The sequence below is a fragment of the Clostridium tertium genome, from assembly GCF_017873245.1.
In the GTDB taxonomy this organism is placed as follows: domain Bacteria; phylum Bacillota; class Clostridia; order Clostridiales; family Clostridiaceae; genus Clostridium; species Clostridium tertium.
In genome coordinates this window covers 1-17,620 of sequence record NZ_JAGGJY010000013.1, presented here as the reverse complement: position 1 = coordinate 17,620, position 17,620 = coordinate 1, and the positions used below count along the sequence as shown (strand labels likewise).

Below are 17,620 nucleotides of genomic sequence, written 5' to 3'. Positions count from 1 at the left end.
ATTAGTCATAATTTAAGAAAAGTGTATATTGAAGTTAATAACATTGAAATAAAAAAAAAAGATACTATAATAAAATCATAAGATCTTTGTAAACGATATTCAACAAGGGGGTTAGGGTGTGGAGTGCTTTTATGAACAGTTTCAGACTAAAGATTACGGAAGTTTAGAAAAGATACTAAATATTTTATCTAAGGTTTCACTAGTTATTGCAATATTGTTTGCAGTAATGTTAAATTTAGTATTTGCAGCAGCTTTTGGTCTAATATACTTAGTAATCTTTATTTTATCTAGAAATCTTATAGTTGAGTATGAATATGAGCTTACAGCAGATGAGCTAGTTATATTCAAAATAATGAATAAGAGTAAAAGAAAACAAATAGGAAGCTTTAATATCAGAGAAATATCAAGTGTTAAAAGTCCAGAAAGACTTGGAAAGAGTAATAGTAAAATCATAAAAGCCTATTTAGAAGAGGCTGGATTAAAAGACATGGTTTATATGACAAAAACATCGCAAGGTGTTGTGGGGTTTCAATTGGCAATGGATGAAAATTTAACAAATTTAATTAAAAGAGTTAATCCATTAGCATTTTATTAATATATAAATTTGGAGGAGAAAGTTATGGCAGGTTTAAGTTTAAAAAATATTCAAAAAGTATATGAAAATGGATTTAAGGCAGTTCAAGATTTTAATTTAGACATTGAGGACAGAGAATTTATAGTATTCGTTGGACCATCAGGATGTGGTAAGTCAACTACATTAAGAATGATTGCTGGATTGGAAGAAATATCTGGAGGAGAATTATACATTGACGATAAGTTAGTAAATGATGTAGCTCCAAAAGATAGAGATATAGCGATGGTTTTCCAAAACTATGCATTATATCCTCATATGACAGTATATGAGAATATGGCATTTGGACTAAAACTTAGAAAATTACCAAAGCAAGAAATAGATGATAAAGTTAGAGAAGCAGCAAAGATATTAGATATAGAACATCTTTTAGATAGAAAGCCAAAAGCTTTATCAGGTGGACAAAGACAAAGAGTTGCTATGGGAAGAGCTATAGTTAGAAGTCCTAAAGTATTCTTAATGGACGAACCTTTATCAAACCTTGATGCTAAGTTAAGAGTTCAAATGAGAATAGAAATTTCAAAATTATATAATAAATTAAATACTACATTTATATATGTAACACATGATCAAACAGAAGCTATGACTTTAGGAACAAGAATAGTTGTTATGAAGGATGGAGTTATTCAACAAGTTGCTTCACCAACTGAAATTTATAACCATCCAGCTAATCTTTTCGTTGCAGGATTTATAGGAAGTCCTCAAATGAATATGACATATGGACAAAACCTTGTTAAAGATGGAAAAAACTATGTTAAGGTATTTGATAAGTTAATTGAAATTCCAGCTGAAAAAGCTAAGATAGTAAAAGAAAAGAATGCTGAAAACATAGAAGTTATAGTTGGTGTAAGACCTGAAAATATCTATCATTCAAAAGAAGAGTTAGCTGCTTCAGGAGTAGTTACTTTTAAAGGTGAAGTTGATTTAAAAGAAAATCTAGGTGCAGAAACATATATCCACGTTAAAAAGGATGGAGCAAACTTTATAATAAAATCTAGAACAGGTGCTGATTATAAGATTGGAGATCCAATAGAATTTGGATTTGATTCTAATAAGATACACATTTTTGATAAAGAAGAACAAAATACAATATTCTAGTACAAATTATTAAGTATAAAATATTATATAGTGATTAGAAATAACAGGCTTAAGGACAATAAAATCCTTAAGCCTGTTAAATAATTTATAAAGATAAATGGGAGGAGTTTAGTGAAGATAATAAAATTGAAAATAAAGTAATAGCCTCAATAATTATCATATAATTATATTAACTATTATATATAGTTTATCTATTATACACATAAAAATACTAGTATTTTTTCTTTAAGTACAAAAGTAATAAAATATAAGAACTTAGATAATTTGTATAAAGTCATTAAGGCTTTAAAGATATCTACATTACGATTAAGAATGAAAAAATAAAAAGGATATAACGAAACGTGATATACTTCTAAATTATTGATTTTACTAGCTTAAAGTGATTTTTAATTAACTATTTCAATCTTTCGCTCATTAACTTTTCCTATAACTCAACTCACATGAATTATAATATTAATTATCTATTGTCTATTATTAACTATCAATTAAAAAGAGGATATTGCACTAAAATTACGGCAATATCCTCTTTTAAATTCAAGAATCTATTTATTATTAGTATAATTTTTTTCAGCTTGCTCCCAGTTAACTACATTCCACCAATTATCTATGTATTCAGCACGTCTATTTTGATATTTAAGATAATATGCATGTTCCCAAACATCAATACCTATAATAGGAGTTAACCCTGAAGATATAGGACTATCTTGATTTGCTGTAGATATAATTGATAATTTACCATCCTTATCAGAGACTAACCAAGCCCATCCAGAGCCAAATCTGCCTAATGCAGCTTCTTTAAATTTATCTTTAAAGTTATCATAAGATTCAAAATCTCTATTAATTGCATTTAATAAATCTCCTTTAGGACTTTGATTCTTAGTAGGAGACATTATAGACCAAAAGAATTCGTGGTTATATACTCCGCCTGCATTATTTTTAACAGCTTCTCTAATATCATCTGGTACTGATTCTAAATCTTTTAAAAGTCCTTCCAATCCTTTAGAGAATAATTCAGGATGTTTAGCAATGGCTTTATTTAGATTATCGACATAAGCTTTTTCATGCTTATCATGATGAAGCATCATTGTTTCTTTATCAATATAAGGCTCCAATGCGTCATAATCATATGGCAATGGCTTAAGTTCAAATTGACCATCACCTAATTTATTACTTTTTGCTGAAGCTGTAGGAATTATTGTTACAAGGGAAACAAAAGATAAAGCTATTAAAAATAATAAACTAAATTTCTTTTTAATTTTCATTATTATTCACCTCCTGTTCTATTATGTGCCTAAAGAGATTATTTTATAAATAAATTATGGAAGTGATATAATAAATATATTAAAGTTTAAGAAGTAAATGGAAGTTGGAGGAATTATGGAAGAATTAATAAACAATAATCCAATAAGTATAGTATATTTCAGTGGATCAGAATGTGGGGCATGTGATGCAATAAAAGAAAAAATTTTGCATATTATTAAAGATTACAATGAGATTAAATTTCTTGAGATTAATGCTATAGAAAATAAAGAATTAGCAGCACAACATGATATATTTTCTTTGCCCATTTTATTATTATTTATTAATGGGAAAGAGGCACTAAGGGTTGGAAGATATTTTGATATATTAGATTTTAAGAATTCAATAAATAGATATTATAATTTAATTTATAAATAAGGATACAGTTAATAACTGTATCCTTATTTTTAAGAATTTCTTAATAAATATGATACTAACCTTGTAACTTTTACAAATTAACATTATTAATATGAAGGTTACTTAATATCTACATTATGATAAAATATTAATAAAAAATATTCGGGGGAGTTATGAGTAAATTAAACATTTTAGTAGTAGATGATGATAAAGAAATTACAGAAGCAATAGAAATTTATCTTATTAATGAAGGGTATAATGTCTTGGTTGCTTATGATGGAGTACAAGCTTTGAAGATAGCTCGAGAAGAAGATATACATTTAATAATAATGGATTTAATGATGCCTAATCTTGATGGAACTAGAGCAACTATTGAATTAAGAAAGGAAAAAGAGATACCAATAATAATGCTTTCAGCGAAATCAGAGGACTCTGATAAAATATTAGGACTTAATTTAGGAGCTGATGATTACTTAACTAAACCATTCAATCCTTTAGAACTTATAGCAAGAGTAAACTCACAAATAAGAAGATATACTAGATTTTCATCAATGATTAATGATAAAAATAAAGAAGTAATTGCAGTGGGTGGATTAGAGTTAAATAGGCTTAATAAGGAAGTAAATGTTAATGGTAAGGAAGCAAAGTTAACTCCATTAGAATTTAAAATATTAAGCCTTCTTATGAGTAATTTAGGAAGGGTGTTTTCAATAGAAGAAATTTATGAAAGAGTCTGGAATGAAGCCCCTTATAATGTAGATACAGTAACTGTCCATATAAGGAGGATAAGGGAAAAGATAGAGATTGATCCTAGAAATCCTCAGTATTTAAAGGTGGTGTGGGGAGTTGGATACAAAGTTGACAAAAAATAAAATTTTAAAGGATTTAGAAAAGTATATAATATTTATCTTAGTAATATTTTTCGCTATTTCTTTAATAGGAACATTACGAGAGTATAAAAATTTTAACTTATATTTTGGTGATAGTATTTATAATAATTCTTTAGTAAAAAACAAAATTGTAGTTTTAGATAGTAACCTAAATGATTATACAAAGCTCTTTTTAGATTTAGATGGAAAGAAAAAAGAAGATATTTATAATAAGAAAGTAGAAGAATTTAAGCTAGAAAAGGAGAACCGTCTAAAAGAAGCTGAAGAAAATATAAGAGAAAAAGCTAAAGATATGAATGTAGCAGAAGCGGAAATTAAAAAACAAATAGAAGAGGCAAAGAAAATAATTATGGAAGAAGATAACTCTGTAGATGATTATTTTAAGTATGTTCGAGAATTCACCAATAATATTCTTTATGATAATGAAAATATACAGTTTTTCTTTAAAGATAGCTCAGGTGCTAAAATTACAAACATAGAAGACAGTAATATTGAAAAGCAAATAGAAGAAAAAGAATTTGCAAATAATGAACAATATTATTACATGTATTTTGCAAACTCTAAAGTAAATGAAGATGGAAAGAATTATTCAGAAGAATTATCAAGTATATATGATTTATTAAAGTATAGTAGTGAGGATTTAATTAGGTTTTATAGAATACCTAAAGAATTGAAACAAGGAGATCTTCTATATGATGCGTTTAAAGAAAGAAAAGAAGCTTCGTCAATTTTAAATAGAAAAATTGCTATATCAGCTATATTAGGAGTTTTTATTTTAGTATTTGCTTTTATAATTTATAAGAGAAGAAAAAATAACTACACTAATTATATAGAAGATTTGTTAATCAAAATCCCCATAGATATAAGAGCAATAATTTTTCTATATAGTCTTAATATATTAAATTCATTAATATTTAATGTGATACCTTATTATGGAAATAACAGTTATTCTAATGGAGTTATTTTAAGAGCTTATATTTTAATTATTATAGATTATTATTTCTTAAAAGATTTAATTTTGATATTAGAAAATAAGAGAAAAAAGGGAAAAGTATTAACATTAAAGATATATAAATATCTTTCCAAAATCATAAAAGATAGTGAATTTATAAAAACTAATAAATTTAAGTTTATATCTATTATATTTTTATCTGCATTAGCTCTATTTTGTTTATGGTTAGAATCATTTGTATTTTTGTCATATGAGTTTATGGTATTTTCTAGAGCTTATATATGTATATATTTAATATTTACCTCAATTTTATCTGTAATGATATTTAGAGAAATTACTATATTAGAATCTCAAACATTAAGAATAGCTAAAGGAAATTATAAGGTTGATTTAAAAGCAGATAAGATATTAGTTTTAAAAAAAATAGAAAACAATCTTATTACTATTGAAGATGGTCTAAAAGAAGCTTTGGGTAAAGCAATAACTAGTGAAAAAATGAAGAGTGAATTAATTACTAATGTTTCTCATGATTTAAAAACACCGCTAACTTCTATTATTAATTATATTGGTTTCCTTAAAGAAGAAAATATAACTGATGAAAAAAGAAGTAAGTATTTAGAAGTATTGGATATGAAATCTAAAAGACTAAAAATATTAATAGAAGACTTATTTGAGGCTTCAAAAGCAGTTTCTGGTAATATGACCTTTGAGAAAGAAGATTTAAATATAGTTTCATTATTACGACAAGTTATTGGGGAATTAGAGGAAAAGATTACTCAAGCTAATTTAGATATAATAACTAAGTGGCCAGAAGATAAAGCAATAGTATATATAGATGGACGAAAAACTTTTAGGGTTTATGAAAATTTGGTAAATAATATAATTAAATATTCTATGAAAAACTCAAGAGTATATATAGATGTAATTAATAGTGAAAATGAAGTGAGAGTAATAATGAAAAATATTTCTGCTTATCAAATTGATTTTACTTCAGAGGAAATTATTGAAAGGTTTAAAAGAGGAGATAAATCAAGAAGTACTGAAGGTTCAGGATTAGGACTTTCTATAGCAAAAAGTATAGTTGAGCTTCAAGGTGGAAATTTTGATATAGAAATTGATGGCGATTTATTTAAAGTAATTACAACATTTAGAAAGTAAAGATAGAGAAGGCATTTAACCTTCTCTATCTTTTTTTAGTAATTTACTAATTTTCATCTTCATCAATTAAATCATCAAGGCTAAGCAATTCCTCTTCTGAATTTTCATTAAGTGAGCTATTATTTCTATAAGTTATTTGATTAATAGCTTGATATATTTTTTCTAAAAGATAATTTTGTATTCTTCTAGCTTTGTAAGTTTTATTAAAAATAATAAAACTCCATACTCCTATGATAGAAAAAGTTATCATGAATAAAGCACCAATGCTATAAAAAACTATTTGAAAAATTTGAACAGCTAAATCCATATAATATTACCTCCAAATTTTATATAAAAATATTATAGCATACAAAATAAAATAGTTTAGCACAAAGTTAAATAAATGTATAAATTTTCATGATAGTGTTTACTATTAGCATTAGATGTCTATAATTTAGAAAGATAATAATCATAAGGAGAAGCATGTATGAAGAAAATAATAATATTAGTAGCAACGACTGCATTATTGATAGGTTTTTTGCTAGGATTTATAGAAGTTGTAAATCAAGAGCCAACTCAAAATAAAGAAGTATTTACATATTCAGTATCTACTGTACCAACAGATTTTAAATCTGTAGGAAGTCTAGATAAGAGAATACAAGATATAGTATGTGCAACTAGTAGGGGATTAGTTGAATTAGATGCTTCTAAAAATATAGTTCCTTCATTATCAGAAGGAGTTGAAGTAAGAGATGATGGATTAGAATATGATTTTAAGATAAGATCAGATATATATTGGAGTGATGGAACTCAAATAACACCTAAGGATATAGTAACTTTTTTTAGGGAGATATTAACAGAGGAAAAAGAAGAAAATATAGGCGCATTGTTAAATGTGTACGGAGCAAAAGCATTTAGGGATGGATCAGGGTCTTTTACAGAAAATGTTGGAATAACTTCAGGGGAAGATAATGTTATTTTTAGGTTAAACTCAAAAGATGATAAGTTTATTGAAGAATTAACAACACCACAATATAGGCTTAGAAAGAATGTTTTATTATGGGAAAATATAAGACAAAACTATGATGAATTAATTTATTCAGGATACTATAATATTTCAGAGATGACAATGAGTGAGCTAACCCTTAATAGAAACAGTAGTACAAATGCGGATATGGTAGCAACAATTAAGATAGTTGCAGATGAAGGTGAAGAATTAGCTATGGCAGCTTTTGAGGTAGGGGGAAGAGATATAGTGATAAATCCACCTAAGAGCCAATTAAGTAGACTAAGTAACGAAGAGAGATTACTAACATTAGAATCAAATAAAGCTATGTATTTAACATTTAATCCTAATGGTGATTCTATACCGGTAGAGGGTAAAAAAGATATATATGGGTTATTAAATGAGGCTATAGGGCAGTATCAACTAGAAAATAGCATGTTTATAGAATTAGCTGAGGGAAGTTATTTTAGAGAAGATAAAGGCGATTTAGCTAAGCTTCAAGCTAGAAAAGTTATGAGCAATAATACAGCTGAATGGAGTAAACCAGATAAAATTTCTTTAGTTGCTGAAGAAAGTACTCAAAATAAAGAAATTTGTGAATATATAGCAAAGTGGTTTGAAAACAATACAGATATGTATTTAAGTTATAAATTAATTACTAAAGATGAAATGAATTCTATTAAAGATGTTAATTATTATGATATAGCATTAATTCATGGTGATTCAAATTTTTCAGGAGATAGTTCTATATATAACACATTAGTAAACTTTCTTCCAGATAAGTATAAAGATCAATTGTTGCTAGCAAAAACAGAAGGGGAGAGAGTAGAATTATTTTCAAAATTAGAAGATGATTTATTTAACACATATCAAGTTTTACCATTAGCATTTTACAATGATAATATAGCTATAAATAGTAAAATAAAAAATATGCTATTAGATGGCAATGGCAATATAGATTACAGTAAAATAGAAAAATCATAAAGACTGAGCTTTGCTCAGTCTTTATGATTTAGTTTGATTATTTAATCACCGTCTTGATTATTAGAATCAGCTATCAATTCATTATTTTCAATATTCTCAAACTCTTCATCTTCAACTTCTGATATATCTTTTTCTGATAGAGTGTCTTCATTATTTTCGTCTTCTATAATAGGAGTATTAGAATCATTCCTATATGAAGGATCTGGATCTAGTAGATTTATTTCACGCATAAAATCATCTTTAAATAGAAAAATTATTAACTGATATATATACATGTTTTTAAAACTATCAAAGGATGATCCTGATGTTGAGAATGAATCTCTTTTTTTAGAGTAAGAAATACTTTTGTTAAAAATTGGAGCTATTCCTAAACTTGTAGGTGTTGAAGTTGTAGGCATTCTAAAAAAGTTTTCTTCCAACATATCAGCTGAATTTAGGGTTAATCCCCTATATCTTTCTGCATCATCTAGAGTAGGTGCTTCAGGCCAAGAAGTTATTAAACCAGAATTTATGAAATATTTTCTGTATAATGATGAAATCATATTCTTATATTCATTGAACTCTTTTGAGTACATAACAATAGCTAAGAAATAGAAGGTAATATCAAAACAGGAATATTTCAAGTCTTTTTTACCAGAAAGTTTAAGGAAAATCCCTTTTTCATCATCATATAAAGATACTAATTTATTAATAATTTCTTTGGCTTTTTCATTAAATGTGATCATTTGAGTATGTTTAAATGATAACATTAAGTTTATTGAGAATAAGCATGTAAAATCTAAAGAATTGATGTAATAGTCCTTTTCATCAAATTTATTAATAAGAAAGTCTGTTAAATCTATTATTAATACTTGAGCATCAGAATTTTTTGAATGACTATAAAAAATATTTATTGCAGTAAGGATTTTACATATTTCTTCAAATGAACATTCATATATTTTCTCTTTAAACTCATTAAGCATTTGTAATATTTCTAGTGAAAACTTATTATAGTCTTCTGAAATTTCATCTTCTGGATATAATATTGAATATAAGTTATAAGCAACCATCATAAAAGCTTGGTCAGAAAATTTAAATTTATTATTTTTATCTGTAAGGTTAAATCCTTTATGGTTGTTTTCTGATAGGTTTTTTTTCTCAGTAAAAATTCCTTCATTATTTCTTAAGTTCACTGAATAAAAATCAAGTTGTTCTTTAGATAATTTTTTGTATATCTTAGAATAAGAATATAATTTTTCATCGGCATCTTTAAATCTTGAGTAATAAGTAGTTAAATCTAGTATGCTTGTAGTCATTAATGCATTAGTTATTGGAGATATATCCTTTTTAAAGGAAGATTCATCAAATCCATTATAATTTTTACTATGAATATAATTTGGAGAAGATTTCCTATATATACATAGTAGTGGAGAAAAATTACCAGATGTGGTAATATCAATGGAGGATGATGTTTTTTTATAGTTTTTAATTGAATCAACTAATCCACATTTTGACTCAAGAACTAATGTCCTTATGGCCTCCTTAGACAAGTGAAAAAGTTGGCCGCTAATTTCTTTTTGAGATAGTTTATTCATTCTAAAAAATGGTCCTATATATCGCAATTTCTTCACCTCTTCATTAATCCTTATATTAATAATATGAGGCTAATGCTGAAATAGTGCATAAATTTTAATAATATTAAGAATTGGAGGTAAAATCATGAGAATAGATGGAAGAAAAAATGAACAAGTGAGAACAGCTAAGATAACTAGAGGATATACAAAGTATGCAGAGGGATCTGTATTAATAGAAGTTGGAGATACAAAAGTAATTTGTACAGCATCTATAGAAGATAAAGTTCCACCATTTTTAAAGGGTCAAGGAGAAGGGTGGATAACGGCTGAATATAATATGCTTCCAAGATCGACTGGAACAAGAAAGGTTAGAGATATAGCTAGATTAAAGGTTGATGGAAGAACTATGGAAATACAAAGGTTAATAGGAAGGGCTTTAAGATCAGTAATGGATTTAAAAGCACTTGGTGAAAAAACAATATGGATAGATTGTGATGTTATTCAAGCTGATGGTGGAACAAGAACTACATCTATTACAGGAGCCTTTGTAGCTTTAGTAGATGCAGTAAATAAACTACATAAAGAAAAGCCTTTTGAAGTTTATCCAATAAGAAAGTTCGTAAGTGCAACTAGTGTTGGTATATTAAATGACCAAAAGATTTTAGATTTATGTTATGAAGAGGATTCTAATGCTAAGGTAGATATGAATGTTATTGCTACCGATGAAGGTGAATTTATAGAAATTCAAGGAACTGGAGAGGAATCACCATTTAGTAGAGATGACTTAAATGATTTATTAGATTTAGCCCAAAAAGGTATAAAACAAATGGTACAAATACAAAAGGATGCTTTAAAAATGGATGCCCTTTGGATTGGTACTGGAGGGAAATAAGTCTATGAAAAAATTAATAATAGCAAGTAATAATCAAGGGAAGATAAATGAGATAAAGAAGGTTCTAAATGATATGCCTATTAATGTTTTTTCATTAAAGGATATCGGATTAGATATAGATGTAGAAGAAGATGGAATAACATTTGAAGAAAATGCAAAAAAGAAAAGTGAAGAGATATATAAGGAGTTAATAAAAAGAGGAGAAAACAATTTTATAGTAATGTCAGATGATTCTGGCTTAGAAGTTGAATATTTAAATGGTGAGCCAGGAGTGTATTCAGCGAGATATGCAGGAGAGCATGGAAATGATAAAAAGAATAATGAAAAATTGCTTCTTAATTTAAAGGGCGTTAGTTATGATAATAGAAGTGCTAGATTTGTATGTCAATTAGCATTAATAAATGATAAGAATATATACAAATCAGTAACCGGAACGGTAAATGGCTATATATTAGAAGAAGAAAGAGGTTATGATGGATTTGGATATGATCCATTATTCTTATATGAACCTCTTAATAAGACTTTTGCAGAACTTACAATAGATGAAAAAAATGATATATCTCATAGAGGAATTGCGCTTAAAAAAATAAGTGCAGTTATAAAGGAGTTTCTATAGGAGGAAATTATGAAGATTGCTGTATTAAGTGATTCTCATTATGAAGCTTCATCTATAAATGCTATAAAAAAGTATTTAGTAGATGTCGATGTTATCTTACATTGTGGAGATGGAGCTCCAGATACAAAAATATTATTAAATGATTTTAATGGTGAAGTATATGCAGTTAAGGGAAATTGTGATGTTTCTAATGAGTATCCTATTGAAAGAATAATAGATATAATGGGATTAAAAATATATATGACTCATGGGCATATGTATAATGTAAAGAATGAATACAATACTATATTCTATAAGGGTAAAGAAGTAGGTGCAGATATAGTGCTTTTTGGACATTCTCATAAAGCTTTAATAAATGAACATGATGGATTGACTATGATGAATCCAGGAAGTATAACATTGCCTTATGGTAGAGCAAAAAAGACGTTAGGATTTATAGAAATATTAGAAAATAAAAAAAATAATATATACTTAAAAGAAATAGAATAAATTTTTTATGCAATCCGTTATTAGTTTACAATATTATTAAATATCTAGTTAAATCTCCAAAATTCTCTTATATAGATTATTTTTTAAAAAATGTATTGACGGATTGCTAATCCTATTGTAGAATAAACATTGTCGCTGACAGATATTAAAGATATCGGGGTGTGGCGCAGATGGGAGCGCGCGTGGTTTGGGACCATGAGGTCGCAGGTTCAATCCCTGTCACCCCGACCACTTTAAAATTTAATATGCGGGTGTAGCTCAATGGTAGAGCCCTTGCCTTCCAAGCAAGTTACGTGAGTTCGATTCTCATCACCCGCTCCATAAAAGTGGTTAAAAAAAATGTTGACAAGTGACTAAGGATGATATAAAATAATTAATGTTCTTTGTGAGAATAAGCGTGTTTAGCTCAGCTGGATAGAGCAACGCCCTTCTAAGGCGTGGGCCAGGAGTTCGAATCTCTTAACACGCACCATCAACACCGGGGTGTGGCGCAGATGGGAGCGCGCGTGGTTTGGGACCATGAGGTCGCAGGTTCAATCCCTGTCACCCCGACCACTTTAAAATTTAATATGCGGGTGTAGCTCAATGGTAGAGCCCTTGCCTTCCAAGCAAGTTACGTGAGTTCGATTCTCATCACCCGCTCCATTAAACATAATATAATAATGGTAATATGCGTGTTTAGCTCAGCTGGATAGAGCAACGCCCTTCTAAGGCGTGGGCCAGGAGTTCGAATCTCTTAACACGCACCAGATATGCGTTATTAGCTCAGTTGGTAGAGCACCTGACTCTTAATCAGGGTGTCCCGGGTTCGATCCCCTGATAACGCACCATTATGGTGAACGTAGTTCAGTTGGTAGAGCGCCAGTTTGTGGCACTGGTTGTCGTGGGTTCGAGTCCCATCGTTCACCCCATACGCTGGGATATCGCCAAGCGGTAAGGCACCGCACTTTGACTGCGGTATTCGTAGGTTCAAATCCTGCTATCCCAGCCAACTTGGTTTACTAGCTCAATCGGTAGAGCACTTGACTTTTAATCAAGGTGTACCGGGTTCGATTCCCGGGTAAGCCACCAATATATATGCAGATGTGGCGGAATTGGCAGACGCACTAGACTTAGGATCTAGCGCCATTGGCGTGGGGGTTCGACTCCCTTCATCTGCACCATATATATTGAATTAATATAAAAATAAGCGGAAGTGGCTCAATGGTAGAGCGTCACCTTGCCAAGGTGAATGTTGCGGGTTCGAGTCCCGTCTTTCGCTCCATAATATGCGGGTGTAGCTCAATGGTAGAGCCCTTGCCTTCCAAGCAAGTTACGTGAGTTCGATTCTCATCACCCGCTCCATATGCGTGTTTAGCTCAGCTGGATAGAGCAACGCCCTTCTAAGGCGTGGGCCAGGAGTTCGAATCTCTTAACACGCACCATAAATGGTGAACGTAGTTCAGTTGGTAGAGCGCCAGTTTGTGGCACTGGTTGTCGTGGGTTCGAGTCCCATCGTTCACCCCATACGCTGGGATATCGCCAAGCGGTAAGGCACCGCACTTTGACTGCGGTATTCGTAGGTTCAAATCCTGCTATCCCAGCCAACTTGGTTTACTAGCTCAATCGGTAGAGCACTTGACTTTTAATCAAGGTGTACCGGGTTCGATTCCCGGGTAAGCCACCAATATATATGCAGATGTGGCGGAATTGGCAGACGCACTAGACTTAGGATCTAGCGCCATTGGCGTGGGGGTTCGACTCCCTTCATCTGCACCATATATATTGAATTAATATAAAAAATAAGCGGAAGTGGCTCAATGGTAGAGCGTCACCTTGCCAAGGTGAATGTTGCGGGTTCGAGTCCCGTCTTTCGCTCCATAATATGCGGGTGTAGCTCAATGGTAGAGCCCTTGCCTTCCAAGCAAGTTACGTGAGTTCGATTCTCATCACCCGCTCCAAAAGAAAAGACAACTGATTTAAGTTGTCTTTATTTTTTTCTTAAGTGAAGCATAATAATATATAAAATCCACAAAGATATTACAAAGTATGTTTAAATATGTGGATAAATTTAAATATCTTGTGGATAAATTTTTTGTTAGTTTTTATGTAATGATAAGGGAGGGTTTTATGGTATTTGAAGCATGTACAGGTTGTTATGAAGATGTAGTGAGAGCTGAAGCAAATGGAGCAAATAGAATAGAGTTATGCGATAATTTAATGGAAGGTGGAACAACTCCTAGTTATGGAACTATAAAGAAGACAATAGAAAATATAAATTTACCTATAAATGTGATAATTAGACCAAGGGGAGGTAATTTTATATATAGTAATGTAGAAAAAGAAATAATGTATATTGATATAGAAATGTGCAAGAATTTAGGAGTAAATGCTATTGTAATAGGCGCATTAACGAAAAGTGGGAAAATTGATAGTGATTTTATAAAGAAAGTAAAAGAAGTTAGTGGAGATTTAAATATAACTTTTCACATGGCATTTGATGAAGTAATGGATAAAAAATCAGCGATTGATGAATTAGTTGAATTAGGTATTGATAGAATACTAACTAAAGGTGGAGATATATCTGCATTAAATAATTTAGATACTTTAAAAGAGCTAATTGAGTATGCTGGTGATAGAATAATTATAATTCCAGGAGCTGGAATTAATAAGGGAAATAGAGACTTAGTAATAGAAAAAACTAAAGCTAAAGAAATTCATGGAACAAAAATTGTATAGTATTTATAAAACAAGCCTTATATCATGTAAATGTGATGTAAGGCTTATTTTTGTATAAGGATTTAAAATTCAAATTATATAATATAAGACAAATTCATAATAAATTAATATTAAGTTTGTATTTAAATACAAAGATACTTGTAAAAATAAAAAAGCATATTACTTTGTAATATAATTAGTTAATAAGGAGGCGATATGATGTATTTTAACTATAAAAATTATGATTCTAAGGAATTTGAAGACTTATATAGATATGATGATGAACTTGGGGCTATATATTCATATACAAAAACAAAGTTTAGATTATGGTCACCTTTAGCGGTGAGTGTGAAAATAAATTTATATGGAAAAGATGGCTATGATTATGAATCACAGGCAAGTAAAACCGTTAATATGGAATATAGGGAAAAGGGAATTTGGGAGATTGAAATTGGTGGGAATCTAGATGGTGAATTCTATAACTATTTAGTAAATATAGATGGAAAAGAGCATGAAGTCGTAGATCCATATGCCAAGGCAGTAGGCGTTAATGGAAAAAGAGGCATGATTATAGACTTAAACAAAACAAATCCTGATGGATGGGAAAATCATAAAAAGCCAATTTTAGAAACTTCATTAGATGCAATAATTTATGAGATGCATGTTAGGGATTTTACTATAGATAGTAATTCTGGGATAGATAATGAGTTAAAAGGTAAGTTTGAAGGGATATGTCAGGACGGGTCTGTAATAAAAGGAACTAAAGTTAAAACAGGATTAAGCCATTTAAAAGAACTAGGAGTGAATGTTATTCAATTACTACCTAGCTTTGATTATAAAACAGTAGATGAAAGAAGATTTAATGAAAATGAATATAATTGGGGTTATGATCCATTAAATTATAATGTCCCGGAAGGATCATATTCAACTAATCCTTATTTAGGTGAGGTTAGAATAAAGGAATTTAAAAAGTTAATAATGAAGTTACATGAATCTGGATTTAAAGTAGTTATGGATGTAGTTTATAATCATACAGCAGATACAGAAAATTCTAATTTTAACTGTATAGTTCCTAAGTACTATTATCGTCAAAATAATGATGGCAGTTTTTCAAATGGGTCAGGATGTGGAAATGAAATTGCATCGGAAAGGATTATGGTAAGAAAATTTATTGTTGATTCGTTAAAATATTGGGTGAATGAATATAAAGTAGATGGATTTAGGTTTGATTTAATGGGGCTTCATGATATAGAGACAGTAAAGATAATTAGGGAAGAGCTTAATAAAATAGATAAAGATATACTTGTGTATGGGGAAGGGTGGAAGGCTAGCGATTCACCATTATCTGATGAAAGGCTAACTCTAAAGAAAAATATAAGAAAATTTGGTGATTTGCAAATAGGGGCTTTTAGTGATGATATAAGGGATGCAATAAAAGGTGATGTTTTTGAAAAGGAAAAAGGCGGATTTATAAATGGTGAAATGGATCTTGAAGAAAGCTTAAAGTTTGGAATAGTAGCTTCAATAAAACATAAAGATATAGAATATGATAAAGTTATTTATACGGATGATTATTGGGCTAATGAGCCATATCAAACTATAACATATACATCAGCTCATGATAATTATACTTTGTGGGATAAGTTATCTTTAGGTATGCCTTTATCAAGCGAAAAAGAAAAAATTGATATGAATAAAATGGCGGCAGCAATAATATTAACATCGCAAGGAATTCCATTTATTCATTCGGGGGATGAAATATTAAGAACTAAAACAGACATTAATGGAGATTTAATAGAAAATAGTTATAAATCATCAGATGTTGTTAATAAATTTGAGTGGAGTAGAAAAGAGAAGTATATAGATATATTTGAGTATTATAAAAAATTAATTAAATTAAGAAAAAATCATAGAGTATTCAAAATGAATTCATCGAAGGATATAGAAAAGAATATCGTGTTTTTAAAAATTGGAGAAAACTTTATGGAGAAAAATATAGTAGGTTATATATCTGATGGAAATGAAGTAGGAGATTCCCTAGGTAAAATAGTAGTTATATTTAATTCTAATAAGTATCCAGTGGAAGTTACGTTAAATCATAATAAGTTTAAGGTGATATTAGATAAAAATAACATAAATGAGGATGGGCTGTATAATATAGAAGGAAATATAATTAAGGTTGATCCAATTTCTACAATGATAATGAAATATTTATAAGCTGTGAAAGAATATGATAACTGTAGATGTTTCAGAGGCTAGGTAGCCTAGTAATTTATTATTAGTAAAAAAAATAATAGTGAAAGAGTGAAAAGTTAAGGATGTTTTGCTATGAAAAGTTTAAATTAAGATTAAACAAATTCTTTCACTTTTTCATTTTTCACTATTTTGCTTACAAAATATAGTGGTGCACCTAGAGGGGCTCGAACCCCCGACGCTTGGATTCGAAGTCCAACGCTCTATCCAACTGAGCTATAGATGCATAAATGAATTTATTTTGCTAGTATATTATAATACTAATATTTTAAAATTTCTATAGTTAAGTTGCTTTGAAATTTAAATATAATGAATATTGTATAATAAAATAATATTTATGAATACATAAAATATATTATAGAAATAATAAAGTTATTGGAATTAAAATACTAATATGTATTATAATGTGGTGAATATATTCTTAAACTTATCCTGGAGTATCAATATATATAAATTAAAGAAAAAATTAAAAAAAATAAGGAAATAATGAATAATTTTAAATATATAGCACATATTTATATTTGTATATGTAAAGCTGTGATAGAATAGTCAATGTCCTTCGGGGAAAGAAAGTATTGATAACAACAGAAAAAATATGTTGACAATAACTCCTAAGGATGTTAATATGTAGAAGTCGCTTGTGCGACAAGATCTTTGAAAATTGAACAGAAAAGTTAAGTAAACAAACCAGCAATTCTTTTAGACGTCTTAACATTAAGACTCAAAGTAATTTGAGCAAAGATTAAACTTTTTATTGAGAGTTTGA

General features: G+C 29.2%; 14 protein-coding genes and 21 tRNA genes. 31 read left to right on the top strand and 4 right to left on the bottom strand.

What is annotated here, in order from left to right:
• Window positions 1-118: 118 nt before the first annotated feature.
• Both J2Z25_RS13770 and J2Z25_RS13765 read left to right on the top strand, forming a co-directional pair.
• On the top strand, window positions 119-595 hold the full coding sequence (locus J2Z25_RS13770) for a hypothetical protein (protein ID WP_209741013.1): 477 nt from the start codon (window positions 119-121) through the stop codon (window positions 593-595).
• Window positions 596-619: 24 nt separating this feature from the next.
• The gene (locus tag J2Z25_RS13765; protein WP_097034185.1) at window positions 620-1,729 is read left to right on the top strand and encodes an ABC transporter ATP-binding protein; all 1,110 of its coding nucleotides are present in this window, start codon (window positions 620-622) and stop codon (window positions 1,727-1,729) included.
• Between the two features lie 542 nt (window positions 1,730-2,271).
• On the opposite strand, the gene J2Z25_RS13760 is transcribed toward J2Z25_RS13765, so the two are convergent.
• Window positions 2,272-2,991 (bottom strand): superoxide dismutase, encoded by a 720-nt coding sequence (locus J2Z25_RS13760; RefSeq protein WP_245173401.1) that lies wholly within the window; start codon window positions 2,989-2,991, stop codon window positions 2,272-2,274.
• Window positions 2,992-3,106: 115 nt separating this feature from the next.
• Here J2Z25_RS13760 and J2Z25_RS13755 point away from each other — a divergent pair, with 115 nt between their 5' ends.
• The 3 genes from J2Z25_RS13755 to J2Z25_RS13745 all read left to right on the top strand — a co-directional run bounded on the left by J2Z25_RS13755 (window position 3,107) and on the right by J2Z25_RS13745 (window position 6,385).
• On the top strand, window positions 3,107-3,406 hold the full coding sequence (locus J2Z25_RS13755) for a thioredoxin family protein (protein WP_097034187.1): 300 nt from the start codon (window positions 3,107-3,109) through the stop codon (window positions 3,404-3,406).
• Between the two features lie 152 nt (window positions 3,407-3,558).
• Entirely contained in the window at window positions 3,559-4,257 is a 699-nt protein-coding gene (locus J2Z25_RS13750; RefSeq protein WP_209741012.1) for a response regulator transcription factor, read from the top strand.
• On the top strand, window positions 4,232-6,385 hold the full coding sequence (locus J2Z25_RS13745) for a sensor histidine kinase (RefSeq protein ID WP_209741011.1): 2,154 nt from the start codon (window positions 4,232-4,234) through the stop codon (window positions 6,383-6,385). Before J2Z25_RS13750 ends, J2Z25_RS13745 begins: the two co-directional genes overlap by 26 nt.
• A gap of 46 nt (window positions 6,386-6,431) precedes the next feature.
• Here the strand turns inward: J2Z25_RS13745 and J2Z25_RS13740 are convergent, their stop codons facing one another.
• Entirely contained in the window at window positions 6,432-6,692 is a 261-nt protein-coding gene (locus tag J2Z25_RS13740; protein WP_209741010.1) for a Vpu, read from the bottom strand.
• 159 nt (window positions 6,693-6,851) lie between these two features.
• Here J2Z25_RS13740 and J2Z25_RS13735 point away from each other — a divergent pair, with 159 nt between their 5' ends.
• On the top strand, window positions 6,852-8,354 hold the full coding sequence (locus J2Z25_RS13735; RefSeq protein ID WP_142691429.1) for an ABC transporter substrate-binding protein: 1,503 nt from the start codon (window positions 6,852-6,854) through the stop codon (window positions 8,352-8,354).
• Window positions 8,355-8,395: 41 nt separating this feature from the next.
• Here the strand turns inward: J2Z25_RS13735 and J2Z25_RS13730 are convergent, their stop codons facing one another.
• Window positions 8,396-9,928, bottom strand: coding sequence for a hypothetical protein (locus J2Z25_RS13730; RefSeq protein WP_245173399.1), 1,533 nt, complete (start codon window positions 9,926-9,928; stop codon window positions 8,396-8,398).
• Between the two features lie 124 nt (window positions 9,929-10,052).
• On the opposite strand from J2Z25_RS13730, the gene rph reads away from it, so the two are divergent.
• The 25 genes from rph (at window position 10,053) to pulA (ending at window position 16,818) form a co-directional block, all read left to right on the top strand.
• The gene (rph, locus tag J2Z25_RS13725) at window positions 10,053-10,799 is read left to right on the top strand and encodes a ribonuclease PH (protein WP_209741008.1); all 747 of its coding nucleotides are present in this window, start codon (window positions 10,053-10,055) and stop codon (window positions 10,797-10,799) included.
• A 4-nt stretch (window positions 10,800-10,803) separates the two neighbouring features.
• Window positions 10,804-11,415: an XTP/dITP diphosphatase gene (locus J2Z25_RS13720; protein ID WP_209741007.1), complete on the top strand. Its 612-nt coding sequence runs from the start codon at window positions 10,804-10,806 to the stop codon at window positions 11,413-11,415.
• A gap of 9 nt (window positions 11,416-11,424) precedes the next feature.
• A complete protein-coding gene (locus tag J2Z25_RS13715; protein WP_209741006.1) occupies window positions 11,425-11,904 on the top strand; it encodes a metallophosphoesterase in 480 nt (159 codons plus the stop codon).
• 155 nt (window positions 11,905-12,059) lie between these two features.
• Window positions 12,060-12,135 (top strand) — tRNA-Pro (locus J2Z25_RS13710).
• Between the two features lie 16 nt (window positions 12,136-12,151).
• Window positions 12,152-12,225 (top strand) — tRNA-Gly (locus J2Z25_RS13705).
• Between the two features lie 74 nt (window positions 12,226-12,299).
• Window positions 12,300-12,376, top strand: a tRNA-Arg gene (locus J2Z25_RS13700).
• A gap of 7 nt (window positions 12,377-12,383) precedes the next feature.
• Window positions 12,384-12,459: transfer RNA gene (locus J2Z25_RS13695), tRNA-Pro, on the top strand.
• Window positions 12,460-12,475: 16 nt separating this feature from the next.
• Window positions 12,476-12,549 (top strand) — tRNA-Gly (locus J2Z25_RS13690).
• Between the two features lie 27 nt (window positions 12,550-12,576).
• Window positions 12,577-12,653 (top strand) — tRNA-Arg (locus J2Z25_RS13685).
• A 5-nt stretch (window positions 12,654-12,658) separates the two neighbouring features.
• Window positions 12,659-12,734 (top strand) — tRNA-Lys (locus tag J2Z25_RS13680).
• Window positions 12,735-12,739: 5 nt separating this feature from the next.
• Window positions 12,740-12,815 (top strand) — tRNA-His (locus tag J2Z25_RS13675).
• A 5-nt stretch (window positions 12,816-12,820) separates the two neighbouring features.
• Window positions 12,821-12,895, top strand: a tRNA-Gln gene (locus J2Z25_RS13670).
• Between the two features lie 4 nt (window positions 12,896-12,899).
• Window positions 12,900-12,975, top strand: a tRNA-Lys gene (locus tag J2Z25_RS13665).
• Window positions 12,976-12,983: 8 nt separating this feature from the next.
• Window positions 12,984-13,067 (top strand) — tRNA-Leu (locus tag J2Z25_RS13660).
• 26 nt (window positions 13,068-13,093) lie between these two features.
• Window positions 13,094-13,168, top strand: a tRNA-Gly gene (locus J2Z25_RS13655).
• A gap of 6 nt (window positions 13,169-13,174) precedes the next feature.
• Window positions 13,175-13,248 (top strand) — tRNA-Gly (locus J2Z25_RS13650).
• Window positions 13,249-13,251: 3 nt separating this feature from the next.
• Window positions 13,252-13,328, top strand: a tRNA-Arg gene (locus tag J2Z25_RS13645).
• 6 nt (window positions 13,329-13,334) lie between these two features.
• A tRNA-His gene (locus tag J2Z25_RS13640) sits at window positions 13,335-13,410 on the top strand.
• Window positions 13,411-13,415: 5 nt separating this feature from the next.
• Window positions 13,416-13,490 (top strand) — tRNA-Gln (locus J2Z25_RS13635).
• Between the two features lie 4 nt (window positions 13,491-13,494).
• Window positions 13,495-13,570: transfer RNA gene (locus J2Z25_RS13630), tRNA-Lys, on the top strand.
• Between the two features lie 8 nt (window positions 13,571-13,578).
• Window positions 13,579-13,662, top strand: a tRNA-Leu gene (locus J2Z25_RS13625).
• A gap of 27 nt (window positions 13,663-13,689) precedes the next feature.
• Window positions 13,690-13,764: transfer RNA gene (locus J2Z25_RS13620), tRNA-Gly, on the top strand.
• Between the two features lie 6 nt (window positions 13,765-13,770).
• Window positions 13,771-13,844 (top strand) — tRNA-Gly (locus J2Z25_RS13615).
• Between the two features lie 169 nt (window positions 13,845-14,013).
• Window positions 14,014-14,622, top strand: a complete 609-nt coding sequence (locus tag J2Z25_RS13610) for a copper homeostasis protein CutC (protein WP_008676398.1) — start codon at window positions 14,014-14,016, stop codon at window positions 14,620-14,622.
• 198 nt (window positions 14,623-14,820) lie between these two features.
• Window positions 14,821-16,818 carry a type I pullulanase gene (gene pulA / locus J2Z25_RS13605; RefSeq protein WP_209741071.1) on the top strand — a complete coding sequence of 666 codons (1,998 nt, stop codon included), beginning with the start codon at window positions 14,821-14,823 and terminating at the stop codon, window positions 16,816-16,818.
• Window positions 16,819-17,003: 185 nt separating this feature from the next.
• On the opposite strand, the gene J2Z25_RS13600 is transcribed toward pulA, so the two are convergent.
• A tRNA-Arg gene (locus J2Z25_RS13600) sits at window positions 17,004-17,080 on the bottom strand.
• Window positions 17,081-17,620: the final 540 nt, after the last annotated feature.

Excerpts from the sequence above, each read along its gene's own strand:
- J2Z25_RS13750 (WP_209741012.1), top strand. The coding sequence starts at position 3,559 with ATGAGTAAATTAAACATTTTAGTAGTAGATGATGATAAAGAAATTACA.
- pulA (WP_209741071.1), top strand. The coding sequence starts at position 14,821 with ATGTATTTTAACTATAAAAATTATGATTCTAAGGAATTTGAAGACTTA.
- J2Z25_RS13715 (WP_209741006.1), top strand. The coding sequence starts at position 11,425 with ATGAAGATTGCTGTATTAAGTGATTCTCATTATGAAGCTTCATCTATA.
- J2Z25_RS13730 (WP_245173399.1), bottom strand. The coding sequence starts at position 9,928 with ATGAATAAACTATCTCAAAAAGAAATTAGCGGCCAACTTTTTCACTTG.
- rph (WP_209741008.1), top strand. The coding sequence starts at position 10,053 with ATGAGAATAGATGGAAGAAAAAATGAACAAGTGAGAACAGCTAAGATA.
- J2Z25_RS13765 (WP_097034185.1), top strand. The coding sequence starts at position 620 with ATGGCAGGTTTAAGTTTAAAAAATATTCAAAAAGTATATGAAAATGGA.
- J2Z25_RS13735 (WP_142691429.1), top strand. The coding sequence starts at position 6,852 with ATGAAGAAAATAATAATATTAGTAGCAACGACTGCATTATTGATAGGT.
- J2Z25_RS13610 (WP_008676398.1), top strand. The coding sequence starts at position 14,014 with ATGGTATTTGAAGCATGTACAGGTTGTTATGAAGATGTAGTGAGAGCT.
- J2Z25_RS13740 (WP_209741010.1), bottom strand. The coding sequence starts at position 6,692 with ATGGATTTAGCTGTTCAAATTTTTCAAATAGTTTTTTATAGCATTGGT.
- J2Z25_RS13755 (WP_097034187.1), top strand. The coding sequence starts at position 3,107 with ATGGAAGAATTAATAAACAATAATCCAATAAGTATAGTATATTTCAGT.
- J2Z25_RS13760 (WP_245173401.1), bottom strand. The coding sequence starts at position 2,991 with ATGAAAATTAAAAAGAAATTTAGTTTATTATTTTTAATAGCTTTATCT.
- J2Z25_RS13720 (WP_209741007.1), top strand. The coding sequence starts at position 10,804 with ATGAAAAAATTAATAATAGCAAGTAATAATCAAGGGAAGATAAATGAG.